This is a genomic window from Flavobacterium sp. UBA6135 (assembly GCF_002428305.1).
Taxonomy (GTDB): Bacteria; Bacteroidota; Bacteroidia; order Flavobacteriales; family Flavobacteriaceae; genus Flavobacterium.
In genome coordinates this window covers 1-16657 of the sequence record NZ_DIVJ01000024.1, presented here as the reverse complement: position 1 = coordinate 16657, position 16657 = coordinate 1, and the positions used below count along the sequence as shown (strand labels likewise).

The 16657-nt window shown below is 36.5% G+C and carries 15 protein-coding genes; 8 read left to right on the top strand and 7 right to left on the bottom strand.

Features of this window, described 5'->3' with window-relative positions; translation table 11 throughout:
* Positions 1-127: 127 nt before the first annotated feature.
* Entirely contained in the window at positions 128-487 is a 360-nt protein-coding gene (gene rplU / locus B3L86_RS06765) for a 50S ribosomal protein L21 (protein WP_188362922.1), read from the top strand.
* 23 nt (positions 488-510) lie between these two features.
* Complete coding sequence (gene rpmA / locus B3L86_RS06760) at positions 511-771, top strand: 50S ribosomal protein L27 (RefSeq protein ID WP_188362921.1); 261 nt, start codon at positions 511-513, stop codon at positions 769-771.
* 47 nt (positions 772-818) lie between these two features.
* On the opposite strand, the gene B3L86_RS06755 is transcribed toward rpmA, so the two are convergent.
* The 5 genes from B3L86_RS06755 to B3L86_RS06735 form a co-directional block, all read right to left on the bottom strand.
* On the bottom strand, positions 819-1355 hold the full coding sequence (locus tag B3L86_RS06755) for a hypothetical protein (protein ID WP_291116729.1): 537 nt from the start codon (positions 1353-1355) through the stop codon (positions 819-821).
* A gap of 79 nt (positions 1356-1434) precedes the next feature.
* On the bottom strand, positions 1435-4605 hold the full coding sequence (locus B3L86_RS06750; RefSeq protein ID WP_291116726.1) for an efflux RND transporter permease subunit: 3171 nt from the start codon (positions 4603-4605) through the stop codon (positions 1435-1437).
* A 26-nt stretch (positions 4606-4631) separates the two neighbouring features.
* Entirely contained in the window at positions 4632-5693 is a 1062-nt protein-coding gene (locus tag B3L86_RS06745; protein WP_291116723.1) for an efflux RND transporter periplasmic adaptor subunit, read from the bottom strand.
* A 10-nt stretch (positions 5694-5703) separates the two neighbouring features.
* On the bottom strand, positions 5704-7038 hold the full coding sequence (locus B3L86_RS06740) for a TolC family protein (protein ID WP_276978683.1): 1335 nt from the start codon (positions 7036-7038) through the stop codon (positions 5704-5706).
* Positions 7039-7048: 10 nt separating this feature from the next.
* Positions 7049-7645, bottom strand: a complete 597-nt coding sequence (locus B3L86_RS06735) for a TetR/AcrR family transcriptional regulator (protein ID WP_291116716.1) — start codon at positions 7643-7645, stop codon at positions 7049-7051.
* 180 nt (positions 7646-7825) lie between these two features.
* On the opposite strand from B3L86_RS06735, the gene B3L86_RS06730 reads away from it, so the two are divergent.
* Positions 7826-8800, top strand: coding sequence for a polyprenyl synthetase family protein (locus B3L86_RS06730; protein WP_291116713.1), 975 nt, complete (start codon positions 7826-7828; stop codon positions 8798-8800).
* A 55-nt stretch (positions 8801-8855) separates the two neighbouring features.
* Positions 8856-9206, top strand: a complete 351-nt coding sequence (locus B3L86_RS06725; RefSeq protein WP_188362915.1) for a hypothetical protein — start codon at positions 8856-8858, stop codon at positions 9204-9206.
* Here B3L86_RS06725 and B3L86_RS06720 read toward each other — a convergent pair.
* On the bottom strand, positions 9190-9723 hold the full coding sequence (locus B3L86_RS06720) for a hypothetical protein (RefSeq protein WP_291116708.1): 534 nt from the start codon (positions 9721-9723) through the stop codon (positions 9190-9192). The two genes, B3L86_RS06725 and B3L86_RS06720, sit on opposite strands and share 17 nt — an antisense overlap.
* A 118-nt stretch (positions 9724-9841) precedes the next feature.
* On the opposite strand from B3L86_RS06720, the gene B3L86_RS06715 reads away from it, so the two are divergent.
* Complete coding sequence (locus B3L86_RS06715; RefSeq protein ID WP_291116705.1) at positions 9842-12610, top strand: 2-oxoglutarate dehydrogenase E1 component; 2769 nt, start codon at positions 9842-9844, stop codon at positions 12608-12610.
* A 79-nt stretch (positions 12611-12689) separates the two neighbouring features.
* Entirely contained in the window at positions 12690-13913 is a 1224-nt protein-coding gene (odhB, locus tag B3L86_RS06710) for a 2-oxoglutarate dehydrogenase complex dihydrolipoyllysine-residue succinyltransferase (RefSeq protein ID WP_291116702.1), read from the top strand.
* 73 nt (positions 13914-13986) lie between these two features.
* On the opposite strand, the gene B3L86_RS06705 is transcribed toward odhB, so the two are convergent.
* On the bottom strand, positions 13987-14811 hold the full coding sequence (locus B3L86_RS06705) for a universal stress protein (protein ID WP_291116699.1): 825 nt from the start codon (positions 14809-14811) through the stop codon (positions 13987-13989).
* 168 nt (positions 14812-14979) lie between these two features.
* Here B3L86_RS06705 and rimP point away from each other — a divergent pair, with 168 nt between their 5' ends.
* Together rimP and nusA are read left to right on the top strand one after the other, a co-directional pair.
* Positions 14980-15444, top strand: coding sequence for a ribosome assembly cofactor RimP (rimP, locus tag B3L86_RS06700; RefSeq protein ID WP_291116697.1), 465 nt, complete (start codon positions 14980-14982; stop codon positions 15442-15444).
* 18 nt (positions 15445-15462) lie between these two features.
* Positions 15463-16657 (top strand): transcription termination factor NusA (gene nusA, locus B3L86_RS06695; protein WP_291116695.1); only part of this gene is annotated, 1195 nt, incomplete at its 3' end.

Sequence of the window (16657 nt, the reverse complement as noted above, 5' to 3'; positions counted from 1 at the left end):
TTTTCAAATATTAAAAATGACCTCTTAATTTTTTCTCTAGATTCATTTATTTTTTGATTTACAGTTGTGTGAATCATAAATAGTTGTATATTTGCAACCTTAAAAAAATCAATTAAAACATATTGTTATGTACGCAATCGTAGAGATAGCAGGGCAACAATTTAAAGTAAGCAAAGACCAAAAAGTATTTGTTCACCGTTTAGCAACTGAAGAAGGAAGCAAAGTTTCTTTTGACAAAGTGATGTTGTTAGATGATAATGGAACAGTTACCATTGGCGCCCCCGCTATAGAAGGTGCTTCAGTAGAAGCCAAAGTGATTCAACACTTAAAAGGTGATAAAGTAATTGTCTTCAAAAAGAAAAGAAGAAAAGGTTACAAAAAGAAAAATGGTCACAGACAATCATTTTCTCAAATTGTTATTGAGGGAATTAATGCCAGTGCACCAAAAAAGAAAACTGCTAAAAAAGCGGAAACCACAGAAGAATAATTAACATTTAAAACTTAAACATCATGGCTCACAAGAAAGGTGTCGGTAGTTCCAAGAATGGTAGAGAATCAGAATCGAAACGTTTAGGCGTTAAGATATATGGTGGTCAAGCAGCTATTGCAGGAAATATCATTGTAAGACAAAGAGGTTCTAAACATAACCCAGGTGACAACGTTTACATGGGTAAAGATCACACGTTACACGCAAGAGTTGACGGTGTGGTTAAGTTTCAGAAAAAAGGAGACAACAAGTCGTTTGTATCTGTTGTTCCATTTGAAGCATAAGAACCACTCATAGAGAATAAGAAATCCCACTTTTAAGGTGGGATTTTTTATTTTACAGTTTCCTTAAATGAGTGCACTATTTGTTCCATGTTTTTGAAGTTTGCCTTTTTTTGTTTTGAACTGGTCCAGCTCACAATTTGGTAATAGTGTTTTTTACCTTCTATAAAGCCGAGATGGTATATAATTTCGTGTGAATCAACGGTGCCTTCAATCGTGAAGAGCTTGGCTTTTTTATCGTCAATAGTGACGTCTTTAATTTCAGAAAAATTATTTTTCTCAACCATCAGTTTTAAATTATCCGTAATCAAATTGGTATATCCAGTAAAATTACTTTCATATTGATTGCCTAACGTCAACATCATTTCATTAAATTCTGCTTGAGGTTCATCAATCACTACCGTAAAAAACTCTTTTGCTTCATTTTGAACTTGAAGTGAAGCATCTCTATTTAAAATAGCGGTTTGACTCATGAAGTTTGGAACTTCAATTGTGTATTGGTTTTTAATTTTGATTGATTGGATTTCTTCTTTGGCACAGCCTATTAATAAAAGGGATAGTAAAAAGAAACTTAAAATTGTTTTCATGTAAAATGTTTTACGCAAGATAAAAAAAACCACGCTTTCACGTGGTTTAATCGGGTTAATTTGTTTGTGGAATTATGTTTTATATATGTTTTGAGGTAAAACCGTCTTCGCTCACTTCTGCGGGAATATATTCAGCGGTCATTTCTACCTCATAATTTACTTCTTCTTTATTTTTATTGAAACGAACAATAATACTGTCAAAAATGCTGTAAACAACCGGAACAATAACAAGCGTAAGGAACAAAGACGAAATTAATCCTCCGATGATTACCCAGGCCAGTCCGTTATTCATTTCAGCCGCTGCACCTGAAGCAAGAGCAATGGGTACCATACCGAATACCATGGCAATGGTAGTCATCAAAATAGGACGCAGACGGGCGTGGTTTGCCTGAACCAGTGCATCGTGTGTACTTTCGCCTGCCTCTTTCCGGTGATTTGCAAAATCGACTAATAAAATCGCATTTTTACACACCAAACCAATAAGCATAATGATTCCCAAAATGGTAAATACGTTTAATGAATTATTGGTTAAGGCCAGAGCCACCAAGGCTCCGATAAAGGAAAGCGGAATGGAAAACAGTACTACAAAAGGCGTTACAAAACTGTTATAAAGAGCTACCATTACCAGGTAAACCAATATAATCGCAGCCAACAACGCATAACCTAACGTTCCGAAACCTTCCGTTTGATTTTCCATATCACCGCCCCAGATGTAATTCACACCTGCCGGACGATCCATTTTAGAAAAAACAGCTTCCCATTCTGCTGCAACCGTACCGGATGGCCGTCCGACAGTTTGTGCTTCAACATTGACAGAAGGCGTCTTGTCCCTGCGTTCCAGCAAACTCGGTCCCGAACTTTGTGTAACCTTTGCAAATTGCGACAATTTGATTTGCTGGTCCGCATTATTTACAAAAATCAGTTCGCTTACGTCGTTAAAGTCAGAACGGTCAAACTCATTATACCGGATGTTAATATCATATTCGTATTCTCCCGCTCTGAATTTACCATCTGAATTTCCGCTGAATGCCGTTTGCATGGTCATCCCGACAGTGCTTAAATCCAAACCTAAAGCAGCCATTTTATCACGGTCTACCTGAACATTAATTTCAGGGTTTCCATCTTCCGAAGTTAATTTTACTTCCGTTGCTCCACTGATTTTACGAAGTTCCGCCGCCGCTTTTTCAGCAAAATCCATCGCGTCTTTTTGTGAAGAGCCTGTTACCGTTAACATTAACGGTGCCTGATCCGCTCCGAATAAACCAACAGGAACCGTTTTTACTTTTGCATCCACCAGCTCTTTTTCAAGCTCACGTTTGATTTTGGCAGCATATACAAAAGTGTTGTCCTCGCGTTCCGATTTGTCGTTCAGCGTTACTTTAATCTCCGATTTATAAACCGTGGTTTGCGAACCTCCAAAACCGTCACTGGTTTGTCCAACGGTAGTAATCAAACCGACAACCTCTTTTTTACTGCTCAAAAAGTTTTCTGCTTTTTGGGCCATAAAGTTAGATTGTTCGATAGAGGCATCTTTTGGCAATTCTATCTGAACCATAAATTCGCCTTTATCAATTTTGGCAAAAAATTCACCCCCGATATATCCGCCTCCAACTAAGCCGAAAGAAGCAAAAAACAAAACCAATACAATTAACAGTGTCGTTTTTTTAAATTTCAACGACCACTCTAAAATTCCTGTTACCCAGTGTGTGAATTTATCCAAACCGGCTTCAAAAGAAAGAATAACCCTTCCGAAAAAAGTTCTTTTAGTAATGTGTTCCAGTTTTCCGTAGCGTGAAAACAACCATGGAACAATCGTAAAAGAAGCTAACAGCGATAACAGCGTTGCAATAACAACCGTCATACAAAACTGGGTAATAATATTGGAAACTAATCCCGTACTCATTGCAATCGGTAAAAATACCACGATGATTACCAGTGTAATGGCGGTTACCGTAAACCCGATTTCAGAAGCTCCCTCATAAGCCGCCCGCACTTTGTTTTTGCCCATCTCCATGTGCCTGTGGATGTTTTCCAGAACAACAATCGCATCATCCACCAGGATACCTACAACAAGGGACAGCCCTAACAAACTCATCAGATTAAGCGTATAGCCCAACAGGCTTATTCCGATAAAAGTGGCAATCAGCGACACAGGAATCGAAACCATCACAATCAGGGCGTTTCTGAAACTGTGCAGAAAGAACAGCATCACAAAGGCTACCAGCAAAATCGCAATAAATAAATCCTTCATTACTGCATTGGCCGCAACAAGGGTAAATTCCGTGGTGTCATCTGCAATGTTCAGCTTTACACCATTGGCCTTATAATCTGCTTCAATCTGAACAACGGCTTTTTGAATTGCTTCACTTACCGCCACCGCATTCGCATCCGATTGTTTAATAACCTGCAACAGTATAGCACTTTTTTGATTGATTCGGGCAATTTTTTCCACTTCTTTTTGCGAATCCTGAACATCCGCAATGTCACTTAAACGGATTTGAATACCGTTTTTAGAAGAAATTACCAGGCTTCGCAGCTCCTCTACATTTTTATACTTTCCTGAGAGACGGATCAAAGTACTGTTTTCTCTCGTTTTTACGTTTCCGGTAGGGAAATCTAAATTCGAAGCCAGAATCATTTGCTGAACCTGTGGAACTGAAATCTGGTAACCCTGCAGTTTTTTGGCATCCAGGCTTACCTGGATTTCACGTTCTTCACCGCCTACTAAATTTACCTGGGCAACTCCGTTGACACGGGATAATATCGGCTGGATTTTTTTGTCCAGCAAATCATAGAAAAGAATTTCGTCCATATCAGACGTTGCCCCGATAGTAATAATGGGTAAATCACTTATCGAGAATTTGCTGAGCGAAGGAGGATCAACATCGTCCGGCAAATCCTTTAAAACGGCATTGATTTTTCGTTGGGCATCATTCAGCGAATAATCGGCATTAGCATCAGCGGTCAGCGTAATCATTACCAACGACAAGCTTTCGAATGATTTTGATTCCACTTTTTTCACGTTTTCCAAAGAGGCAATCGCATCTTCTATTTTTTTGGTAACCGTATTTTCAACTTCCGAAGGAGAGGCACCGGGATAAATTGTAGAAACCGTTACTACGTTGATTTCAAATTTCGGAACCAGCTCATAACCCAGTTGCGTATAACTGAAGATACCTCCCAACGTAAGGATGATAAACAATACAGCTATGATAGTGGGTCTTTTTATGGATATTTCTGCTATTTTCATGTTTCAGAATTACGTTAACTGTTAATTTATTTTATGATCGATACATTAGCACCGTCTATCAGGTTTATCTGACCGCCTGTAACCACCGTATCACCTTCGTTCAATCCGTCTAAAACTTCTACCTTATCGCCGAAAATTCTTCCCGAAACAATTTTTGTGAGTTTCGCAACATTGTTTTTAACAACAAACACTTCATTGTTGCTGACACTCCCTACAAAAGCCGTTCTCGCAACAACTTTTAAAGGTATTTTTTGTTTTTCGTCAGCTTCAAAATGAGCCGTTCCGTACATTCCTGCTTTCAAATCGTTGTCTCCACTATTTGTTATTTCAATCTCCACCGGAAAGTTCAGTGAGGCATCAGCCACCGGAGCAATGAAAGTAATTTTCCCCGAAAATTCCTTATCCGGATAAACACTTGCTTTTACTTTTACGGCAGAGCCTGTTTTTAATGAAGCAATTTGATTTTCACTGACTGTAACTTTCAGTTTTAATTTAGAAACATTAACTAAATCAAACAACTGGGTTCCCGAAGAAACCACAGAACCCGGTTCGATATATTTTTTGTTTACAATTCCGTTTATGGTCGCTCTGATTGTCGCATCGCCAAAACTGATGTTGGCCTGGTCTAATCTTGCTTTCGCATTTGCTAAATTCAACTTGGCCTGATCTAATTGCTGCTGCGTTACCCCTCCCGTTTTAAAAGCATTTTCAAAACGCTGACTATCAGTTAATGCCGTTTGATACGCTGCTTTGGCACTTTGCACATCAACCGAAAGTTTATCTCCTTTAATGATAGCTAATGTTTGCCCGATTTTCACAACACTGCCTTCTCTTACCAAAACCTGTGTAACCCTTCCTGAATTTTCAGCCGAAAAGTTAAGTTCCTGATAAGGGGAAAAATTTCCGTTGGCAACAAAATCAGTCGAAACAATTTCGCTTTTTACGGTTGCTGTCTTTACTGCAACAGAAGTATTTTTCTGCCCTACAATTGCAGTTTCCGCTTCATTCTTTTCCTTGTTGTTGTTGAGTATAAAGCCAAATAATGCCAGAACTGCAACGACTATTCCTATGTATAATACTTTTTTCATTTTATGTTGATTAATTAATTAGTGTTTTTAATTCTCCTTTTGATTTGATTAACTGAATTTCTGCTAATTTATATTCTAACAATGCATTATTGTAATTGTTTTGGGACTCTACCAAAGAATTTTCAGCATCCAAAAGGTCTGTGAGTGTTGCTAGCCCGTTAACATAATTATTTTGTGTATTGTCCAGCACTTCCTGGGCTAACGTTACGTTTTGTCTTTGATTTTCAATCGTAATCAGACTGTTTTCAATTTGTGTTTTCGCATTTTTATAGGCCAGATCCAAAGACAATTTTGTGTCTGCCAAATCAGCTTCTGCCTCACGGACATCAATATCCGCCTGACGTACTTTGGCACGGGTTCCAAAACCTGTAAAAATCGGAATATTCAAATTTAAACCGACAGAAGAGAAATCGGACCAGTATACCTTATCAGAAGGTCTTGCCCCCCATGGCATCTGCGGTCCCTGACCGATATAGTTATAGCCTGCTGTAAGTGACAGCGTAGGATAATAAAGAGATTTCATGGCTTGCTTGTTCAGCTCCAGCAAACTTTTTTGAGACTCTAACAGCTTGTATTCAGAGCGTAGAGCAGTATTCGCAGATTCTTCCAACTGAAGTGGGGTTACTTCCACTTCCGAATCAGGTATCGTAATTTTTTCATCCATGGGCATACCCATATAGAATTTTAAAGCATTTTCCTGAACCTCAACAGCGTTCAACAACTGTTGACGCGTAGTGGTAATGTTATTCAGTGTAACGGTAATCCTGTCCAAATCAATCTTTTTGGCCAAACCGTTATCAAACAGATTTTTAATAATTTCTTTAACTTTAGTGGTGTTTTTCAGATTGTTTTCTATAACCGTTAGTTTTTGACGTTGCAGATACACCTGATAATAAGCATTTGCCACTCGTTCTATCACTTGCTCGTCTGTTAAATCCTTGTTGATTTTGTAAAACTCCCGGGTGGTTTTGGCAGCCTTTAACCCTGTGAATACCTGTTGATTAAAGATGTTTTGCGTTAGCGATACACCCGCAACAGAAGTCCATTTTTGTCCAAATTCAGCCTGAATAGTCGTTCCGGGTTGTCCAAACGAAGCTCCATCTATAACCGTTTGCTGTATAATAGGATTATAGGTTAGATTCCCGTTAGCCGAAATTTGCGGCAATGCCTGTGAACGGACTTCCTGAATCTGATACTCGGAATTTTCAACCGCCAGATTTGCCTTAATTGCTTCCGATTTGTTTTGTAACGCATAGTTGATTGCGTCTTTTAACGAAAGCATTTTTACTTCCTGTGCATTTACTGATAAAGTAAAGGCTATTAACATAAAAATTGTTTTTTTCATTGATTGATGATTATATATTGGGATTAGATAATTGTTTTTCAAGTTCTTCAACGCCGTTGGAAGTTGATAAAGCTCTCGTGTGATATTCTAGTGCTTTTAGTTCTAAGGCGGAGGCTTCCTTTTCAAGAATGGTGGAGTCATTGATTTGAAAAATCAGCAGATAATAAAATTTTGAATACAGTTCAATATCCACTTCCGAACGATACAAACCTTGTGCAATCCCTTTTTCAATGTTTGTTCTGAACCAGATCTTGCATTCGTCAACCTGTCTCGAATATACCTTATCGTAAATTTCCGGATAATGTTTTTTCAACTGATACACCGGCGAAGTTTCCGAGGATTTAAACAGTTCCTTAAACGTCCGTCTTATTTCAAAATTTTCTTCAATTGCATTGTGGTTTTGCTGAAATATTTCCGACATCGTGTGATGAATATCATTGTGAACCTTTTCAACTGTTTCTTCAATCAAAACCTCTTTGTTGCAAAAAAACTTGTAAATGGTTTTCTTCGAAATCGCCATTTCGTTGGCAATATCATCCATGGTAATGCTTTTAAAGCCTAACTTTAAAAACAATTCTGTTGCTTTTTCTATAATCTTCGTTTTCATTTATTCAAGTTCTGTTTTCGTTGGCAAATGTAAATAGGAAACTTTTAATACCGAAATAGTTTCCAAAGTATTTACAATTATTTAACATTTGTTTTTTGATTGATTTATTCATCAGGTTTCGGCTTTCGGCTTTTTTTGATTTTCTTTGTATCCCATATAAATTCAAAAAACACTCTGCAAATGCACTCGATAACGGTTTATCAAGAACAATTTATTACCTATCTGGAAAGTCAAATAATTCTGAAAGAACCTAAGAATCTTTATGAGCCGATAGATTATATTTTGCGTTTAGGCGGAAAAAGAATGCGTCCGGTTTTAACTTTAATGGCAACTGAAGTTTTTGATGTAAATTTCAAGAAAGCACTTCCGGCAGCTACTGCTGTTGAGGTTTTTCATAATTTTTCATTAGTTCATGATGATATTATGGATGATGCTCCGCTGCGAAGAGGAAAAGAAACCGTCCACGAAAAATGGAATCTGAATACCGGAATTTTATCAGGAGATGCAATGTTGATTTTAGCTTATCAATATTTTGAAAGTTATGAACCAACAATTTTTAGAGCTTTGGCGAAATTATTCAGCAAAACAGCTTTGGAAGTATGCGAAGGTCAGCAATACGATGTTGATTTTGAAACCAGAGACGATGTTTCAATTCCCGAATATTTAAAAATGATTGAATTTAAAACCGCTGTTTTGGTTGGGGCTGCGATGAAAATGGGAGCAATTATTGCCGAAACATCAGAAGAAAATGCCAATTTAATTTATGATTTCGGATTGAATTTAGGAATCGCCTTTCAATTGCAAGATGATTATTTAGATTGTTTTGGAAATCCAGAGACTTTTGGCAAACAAGTTGGTGGCGATATTATCGAAAACAAAAAAACGTATCTTTACTTAAAAGCAATGGAATTTGCCAAAGCAGAAGAACGTGAGCAATTGTTACATTTATATTCCATTCAACCCAATGATAATTCAGAAAAAATTGAATCAGTAAAAGAATTTTTTAATCAAACCGGATCCTCAGAAGCAACTCAAATCGCGATTGAAGCGTATACTATAAAAGCCTTTGACACCTTAACCAAAATGCAGATTGGGGAAGATAAAAAAATGGTTTTGAGAGCATTTGGAGAGAAGTTGATGAAAAGAAAGGTATAGAAGGTAATGGGAAAAGGTAATAGGAAGAAATAGCTATAATTAACAAATAATCTAAATGTATCCCATCCCAACATCAACCGATCATCTTTTGTCTGAAGCAGAGAAAGAAAATTTATATCTTAAATTGATTGAACAGCTCAATAAAGACTTCAATTTTGCCAACGAACCGGTTGATTTTCCGTTAAGCACTTCGCCAAATGAGTTGAAAATTCAATTGCACGAAAAAGTGTATCGACTCATTCAATACAAATTTGCCGAATATTTGAATTTGCTTTACATTATTGATGTTTCTGAAGAAGAAGTCAAAAAACTCAATGGGGATGACATTTCTGAACTAGCAGGTGATGTAGCATTTTTAATATTAAAAAGAGAATGGCAGAAAGTTTGGTTTAGAAATAAACTCTAACAAACGGCATCCAAGCTTCAGAATACACATTTCTGTTGTTGTTGTGCAGCACATTATACCGCAACCCAACGGTGACATTATTGGTACGATAACCAGCTCCTAAGAATAATCCCGTATTCCAAAAATTATCTTTAAAAGATCCTAAATTATCTTCATAAGAAGTATTCACCCGGAGTTGTTCTAATTCAGCAGATAATTGAATTTCAGGAATCGGATGTCCTAAAACAATCATGCTGGCACCGTAAATATAGGATTCAAAAAAGTTTTTCTGCTTTACGTAACTCCCTTGAAGTCCAAAACCTAAACTAATGTATTGATTGAACTCATAAACTGCTCCTGGAGCTATCATAATATCAGTATAGTTGTTTCCAAAACTCAGACCTAAACCTCCACCAAATCTAACTTTAGACCAAAACGGATTTTTAGGAACAGGTTGTTTTTGAGAAAAAACGGAGGTCATTCCAAAAAAGAGAAGAAGTAAGGCTGTCCATTTTTTCATACAATTCAGTTTTTTCATGGCTATATCTTTTTAGCAATTTATAACATAAAAGTATGTAAAAATAAATAAAAGATTATATCAAATATTGTACTTTTGCAAAACTATTTTTAACACACAAGGTTTATTACTACTAAATATGGATAGGTTTTCCTTTTTAAACGCAGCTCACACTCAGTTTTTTGCCGATTTATACGAACAGTATACCGTGAATCCGGATGCTGTTGAACCTAGTTGGAGAGCCTTTTTTCAAGGTTTCGACTTTGGAATGGAAGTTTCTAGCGAAGAGCAAGTATTTCAACTGGCAGATTTTTCTGCAGCTAATCAAGATTGTAGCTTGGTTTCTGACAAATTACAGAAAGAATTTAATGTTCTTAAGTTGATTGACGGATACAGAACCCGAGGACATTTGTTTACCAAAACCAATCCGGTTAGAGACAGAAGAACTTATGCTCCAACTTTGGCTTTAGAAAATTTTGGCCTTTCTACATCTGATTTAGAAACTGTTTTTGATGCGGCCAAAGTTTTAGGACATGAGCCTAAAACATTGCGTGAAATTGTTAAACATTTAGATAATGTTTATTGCCAATCTATCGGTGTTGAATACATGTATATCCGTAAACCTGAAGTTATCGAGTGGATTCAAAACAGATTAAATATCAATGATAATTTACCAAATTTCTCAGGAGATCAGAAAAAACACATTCTTAATAAATTGAACGAAGCCGTTTCTTTCGAAAACTTTTTACATACAAAATATGTAGGTCAAAAACGTTTTTCATTAGAAGGTGGTGAAAGTATCATCCCTGCTTTAGACGCATTAATTGAATCTGCAGCCGAAAAAGGCGTTGAGCAATTTGTGATGGGAATGGCTCACCGTGGTCGTTTGAACATATTAGCCAACATTTTTGGCAAACCAACCCAAGACATTTTCTCCGAATTTGACGGAAAAGATTACGATAAAGAATATTTTGACGGCGACGTAAAATACCATTTAGGTTTAACTGCCGACAGAAAAACAAAATCAGGTAAAAATATCAACATCAATTTAGCTCCAAACCCTTCGCATTTAGAAACGGTTGGTGCTGTGATTGAAGGAATTACAAGAGCAAAACAAGACAAGTATTTCCCGAACGATTTCTCAAAAGTATTGCCAATCGCCGTTCACGGAGATGCGGCAGTAGCCGGACAAGGAATCGTGTATGAAATTGTTCAAATGTCGCAATTAGACGGTTACAAAACAGGGGGAACTATCCATTTGGTGATTAACAACCAAGTCGGATTTACAACTAATTATCTTGATGCTCGTTCGTCAATTTATTGTACTGATGTAGCGAAAGTAACGCTTTCACCTGTTTTGCATGTGAATGCAGATGATACCGAAGCAGTTGTTCACGCAATGCTTTTTGCCTTAGATTTCAGAATGACCTTTGGTCGTGATGTATTCATCGATTTATTAGGTTATAGAAAATATGGTCATAATGAAGGTGATGAGCCTCGTTTTACGCAACCGGTTTTATACAAAATCATCGCAAAACATAGAAATCCAAAAGATATTTATGCTGAAAAGTTGATTGTTGATGGCATTGTTGACCAGGCATATATTAACAAAATCGAAAGTGATTATAAAGCTCAGTTAGATCAAAATTTAGAAGCTTCACGCAAAAAAGAATTGACCATCATTACACCATTTATGCAAAATGAATGGGAGGGATTTGAGCAAGTTTCAGACGATGAAATGTTGAAAAAAGTGAAAACTACCTTCGACAAAAAGAAATTAGATGTGATTGCTGAATCCATTTCAACTTTACCATCTGATAAAAAGTTCATCAATAAAATCAGCAAAATTGTTACCGACAGAAAAACAATGTACGATAACGATACCATCGATTGGGGAACTGCAGAAACATTGGCCTACGGAACATTATTAACAGAAGGTTACGATGTTCGAATTTCCGGTCAAGATGTCGAAAGAGGAACTTTCTCGCACCGTCACGCCGTTGTAAAAGTAGAAGACAGCGAAGAAGAAGTAATTTTATTAAACGGATTAAAAGATAAAAAAGGAAAGTTCAACGTGTTCAACTCGTTCCTTTCTGAATATGGCGTGTTAGGTTTCGACTACGGTTATGCCTTAGCCAATCCAAACGCATTAACCATTTGGGAAGCCCAATTTGGCGATTTCTCAAACGGTGCCCAGATTATGATTGACCAATACATTTCGTGTGGCGAAGACAAATGGAACAACCAAAACGGAATTGTGCTATTATTACCGCACGGTTACGAAGGTCAAGGTGCCGAGCACTCTTCTGCCAGAATGGAGCGTTATTTGCAACTTTGTGCCCGTCACAATATGTATGTAGCCGATTGTACAACGCCTGCGAACTTTTTCCACTTGTTGAGAAGACAAATGAAAACCAAGTTCCGCAAGCCGTTAGTTGTGTTTTCACCAAAAAGTTTACTACGTCACCCATTGTGTGTTTCAACTAAAGAAGAACTGTACAACGGAAGTTTTCAAGAAACCATCGACGACAATTCAGTTGATAAAAAGAAAGTAAAAACACTCGTATTTTGCACTGGAAAATTCTACTATGACATCTTAGCCGAAAGAGAAAACTTAGGCAGAAATGACGTAGCTTTGGTACGAATCGAGCAATTGTTTCCTTTACCAATCGAGCAATTAAAAGAAATAATAGCCAAATATCCTAACGCAGACGATTATGTTTGGGCACAAGAAGAGCCTAAAAACATGGGGGCATACAGTTTCATGTTAATGAATTTTGAGTTGGTAAAATGGCGATTAGCCTCATTAAAAGCTTATGCAGCACCGGCCGCTGGAAGTCATACCAGAGACAGAAGACGCCACGCCGATGCAATCAGAATGGTATTTGACAAAAATTTGTTTAGATAAAAATTTGTTTCGTGTTTCGTGTTTCAAGTTACTGCAACCTGAAACTTGAAACCATTTAAACTTTAAACTAAAAATAGATATGATTTTAGAAATGAAAGTTCCCTCTCCGGGAGAATCAATAAAAGAAGTTGAAATAGCAACTTGGTTAGTAAAAGATGGGGATTATGTGGAAAAAGACCAAGCTATTGCTGAGGTTGATTCAGACAAAGCCACTTTAGAATTACCTGCAGAAGCCAGCGGAATCATCACCCTAAAAGCAGAAGAAGGTGATGCTGTAGCTGTTGGAGCAGTCGTTTGTTTAATCGATACTTCAGCTGCAAAACCAAGTGGAGATGCTCCAAAAACGGAGGCAAAAGTAGAAGCACCAAAAGCAGAGGAGAAGAAAACAGAGGCACCAAAAGCAGCTCCAGTTGCTGAAAATACTTATGCAACACAAGCACCTTCACCGGCAGCTCGTAAAATTTTAGACGAAAAAAATATCCAACCTTCAGATATCGTAGGAACTGGAAAAGGTGGAAGAATCACTAAAGACGATGCAGTAAATGCTACACCATCTATGGGAACACCAACTGGTGGAAGTCGTGGTTCAGAACGTACCAAATTATCAATGCTTCGTCGTAAAGTAGCCGAAAGATTAGTTTCTGCTAAAAACGAAACGGCAATGTTAACTACATTTAATGAAGTTAATTTAACCAACGTAAATAAATTAAGAACCGAATTTAAAGACGCTTTCAAAGACAAACACGGATTAGGATTAGGCTTTATGTCTTTCTTTACCAAAGCCGTAACCAGAGCTTTACAACTTTATCCGGATGTAAATTCTATGATTGATGGTGAACACAAAATTGCTTATGATTTCTGTGATATTTCAGTAGCTGTTTCCGGACCAAAAGGTTTAATGGTTCCTGTAGTTAGAAATGCAGAAACATTATCTTTCCGCGGTATTGAATCAGAAATTAAGCGTTTAGCCATTCGTGCTCGTGATGGACAAATCACAGTTGACGATATGACAGGAGGTACATTTACCATTTCAAACGGTGGTGTTTTTGGAAGTATGCTTTCAACACCAATCATCAACCCACCACAATCAGGAATTTTAGGAATGCACAATATTATTGAGCGTCCAATTGCTGTAAATGGTCAAGTGGTTATTGCTCCAATGATGTATGTGGCGTTGTCATATGATCACCGAATCATCGATGGTAGAGAATCAGTTGGATTTTTAGTTGCTGTGAAAGAAGGTTTAGAAAACCCAATAGAGTTGTTGATGGATAACAATCCTAAAAAAGCACTGGAACTATAGTTTTCTAAATTCTATATAAAACAAAAATCCCGTTTAGAAACCTAAACGGGATTTTTGTTTTTGTGAAGTATAATTATATTTTAAAAGTCACAACCGGTTTTAGAGCGTGGTTTACCAAATCTTCACTAATACTTCCGTTAAAGAAGTGAGATAACCCTTTTCTACCGTGTGTGCACATTCCAATTAAATCGGCGTCAATACTTTTAGCAAAATTTAAAATTCCTTTCTCAACATTAGCATCGTTAAAAATATGTGTGACATGTTTTTTTATTGAAAATCCGGCAAGGAATTTATTCATAATGTCTTGAGAAACCAAGGTAGATTTAAAACTGTTAGGGGTGTTAATCATAACCAAGTTTAATTCAGCATCAAATGCATTTGCAAAAGCTACTACTTTTTCAAAAGGAGCTTTTATCTCATCTGAGAAATCTGAGGCGAAAACAAATTTATTGATTTTAAAGTTTTCAATCTCATTTTTGATGATCAACACAGGTACTTCAGAAGAGCGAACCACTTTTTCTGCGTTAGAACCAATAAACATTTCTTTAAAACCACTTGCTCCGTGTGATCCCATAACAATTAAATCAACATTATTTTTTTTACTAATGTCCATAATGCCATCAAAAGCCAAATCAAATTGTACAATTTCTGAAACGTTTAAGCCTTCAAAAATCTCTGAGTCCATTAAATCTTCTAATTTTTGCATGGCGGCTCTTTTGAAGAACATAATCTCAGGAATTTCATGTCCGCTGGAGAGGGCGTCTCCTGCTTGGTGAGGAAGTTCTAAAATATGAAGTAAGATGATTTCGCCGTCATTTTTTCTTGCAATTTGTGCGGCAACTTTAAGAGCATATTCGGCATTTTTTGAAAAGTCCGTGGGGATTAAAATTTTTTTCATAAGTGTGCTATTCGTTTTTGTAGTTTGTTAATTCATATCATAAAGGTACAAATATTTTTAAACAAAATACAATGATTTTTATTTTATAAAAAAATCACTATATTTGCACCATTATTTGTTTGATACTGAATAATGAGGCACGCAAAGCGTGCCTCTTTTTATAAAAATATGGCTTTTAAAGATCAAGTTTTCGAGTTGTTGCAACAAGGATTAGAAGAGAAACCAGAATTGTTTTTGATTGATTTTTCTATTTCTGATGCGAATAAAATAATGGTTACCCTTGATGGAGATCATGGTGTTACGCTTCAGGATTGTATTGATATCAGTAGAGCGATTGAGCACAATCTGGATAGAGAAGAGGTTGATTTTTCTTTAGAAGTGGCCTCTGCCGGAGTTTCAACCCCATTAAAATCCATCAGACAGTATAAAAAAAATATTGGAAGGGTTTTAAAAGTAAAAACCAATTCTGAACAATTTGAAGCCACATTAGAATCAGTTTCAGAAGAAGCCATTACACTTACTTGGACAGCAAGAGAGCCCAAAAAAGTTGGAAAAGGAAAAGAAACCGTACAAAAAAAGATTGAAATTCCTTTAAGTGACATAAAAGAAGCAATAGTTATAATAATATTTTAGAAATTTTTACAATTTAGCATGGAAAATTTAGCATTAATTGAATCATTTTCAGAGTTTAAAGACGACAAATCAATTGATCGTGTAACTTTAATGGCAATTTTAGAAGATGTTTTCAGAAACGCTTTAAAAAAGAAATATGGATCGGATGATAATTTCGACATCATTATAAATCCTGATAAGGGAGATATGGAGATTTGGAGAAATCGTGTGGTTGTTGCAGATGGTGAAGTTGAAGACGAAAACTCTGAAATTTCATTATCAGAAGCAAGAAAAATTGAGCCGGATTTTGAAGTTGGAGAAGATGTTTCTGAAGAAGTAAAATTAATCGATTTAGGAAGAAGAGCGATTTTAGCCCTTAGACAAAATTTGATTTCTAAAATTCACGAACACGACAGTACGAACCTATACAAGCATTTTAAAGATTTAATAGGAGAAATTTATACTGCAGAAGTGCACCATGTTCGTCCGAGAGTTGTAATTTTGGTAGATGATGACGGAAATGAGATTGTGCTTCCAAAAGAAAAACAAATTCCTTCTGATTTTTTCAGAAAAGGAGATAATGTAAAAGGAATCATTGAAGGTGTTGAATTAAAAGGGAACAAGCCTCAAATCATTATGTCAAGAACTTCAGAAAAGTTCTTAGAAAAATTATTTGAACAAGAAATTCCTGAAATTTTTGATGGTTTGATTACTGTTAGAAAAGTGGTTAGAATACCTGGGGAAAAAGCGAAAGTAGCTGTAGACTCTTATGATGACAGAATTGATCCCGTTGGTGCATGTGTGGGAATGAAAGGATCCAGAATTCATGGCATTGTTCGTGAGTTAGGAAATGAAAATATTGATGTTATTAATTTTACAACGAACAGTCAGTTGTTTATTACAAGAGCATTGAGTCCTGCAAAAGTTTCATCGATTAAAATTGATGAAGAGAAAAAAAGAGCAGAAGTATTTCTTAAATTAGAAGAAGTATCAAAAGCAATTGGTAGAGGAGGTCACAATATCAAACTAGCCGGACTTTTGTCAGGTTATGAATTGGACGTAATACGCGAAGGAAGTGTTGCAGAAGAAGATGATGTTGAATTAACTGAATTCTCAGATGAAATCGACGGATGGGTAATTGACGAATTTGCAAAAATTGGATTAGATACCGCACGTAGCATTTTAAAACAAAATGTTGAAGATTTAGTGAGAAGAACAGATTTGGAAGAAGAGA

Excerpts from the sequence above, each read along its gene's own strand:
- rplU (WP_188362922.1), top strand. The coding sequence starts at position 128 with ATGTACGCAATCGTAGAGATAGCAGGGCAACAATTTAAAGTAAGCAAA.
- rpmA (WP_188362921.1), top strand. The coding sequence starts at position 511 with ATGGCTCACAAGAAAGGTGTCGGTAGTTCCAAGAATGGTAGAGAATCA.
- B3L86_RS06755 (WP_291116729.1), bottom strand. The coding sequence starts at position 1,355 with ATGAAAACAATTTTAAGTTTCTTTTTACTATCCCTTTTATTAATAGGC.
- B3L86_RS06750 (WP_291116726.1), bottom strand. The coding sequence starts at position 4,605 with ATGAAAATAGCAGAAATATCCATAAAAAGACCCACTATCATAGCTGTA.
- B3L86_RS06745 (WP_291116723.1), bottom strand. The coding sequence starts at position 5,693 with ATGAAAAAAGTATTATACATAGGAATAGTCGTTGCAGTTCTGGCATTA.
- B3L86_RS06740 (WP_276978683.1), bottom strand. The coding sequence starts at position 7,038 with ATGAAAAAAACAATTTTTATGTTAATAGCCTTTACTTTATCAGTAAAT.
- B3L86_RS06735 (WP_291116716.1), bottom strand. The coding sequence starts at position 7,645 with ATGAAAACGAAGATTATAGAAAAAGCAACAGAATTGTTTTTAAAGTTA.
- B3L86_RS06730 (WP_291116713.1), top strand. The coding sequence starts at position 7,826 with ATGCACTCGATAACGGTTTATCAAGAACAATTTATTACCTATCTGGAA.
- B3L86_RS06725 (WP_188362915.1), top strand. The coding sequence starts at position 8,856 with ATGTATCCCATCCCAACATCAACCGATCATCTTTTGTCTGAAGCAGAG.
- B3L86_RS06720 (WP_291116708.1), bottom strand. The coding sequence starts at position 9,723 with ATGAAAAAACTGAATTGTATGAAAAAATGGACAGCCTTACTTCTTCTC.
- B3L86_RS06715 (WP_291116705.1), top strand. The coding sequence starts at position 9,842 with ATGGATAGGTTTTCCTTTTTAAACGCAGCTCACACTCAGTTTTTTGCC.
- odhB (WP_291116702.1), top strand. The coding sequence starts at position 12,690 with ATGATTTTAGAAATGAAAGTTCCCTCTCCGGGAGAATCAATAAAAGAA.
- B3L86_RS06705 (WP_291116699.1), bottom strand. The coding sequence starts at position 14,811 with ATGAAAAAAATTTTAATCCCCACGGACTTTTCAAAAAATGCCGAATAT.
- rimP (WP_291116697.1), top strand. The coding sequence starts at position 14,980 with ATGGCTTTTAAAGATCAAGTTTTCGAGTTGTTGCAACAAGGATTAGAA.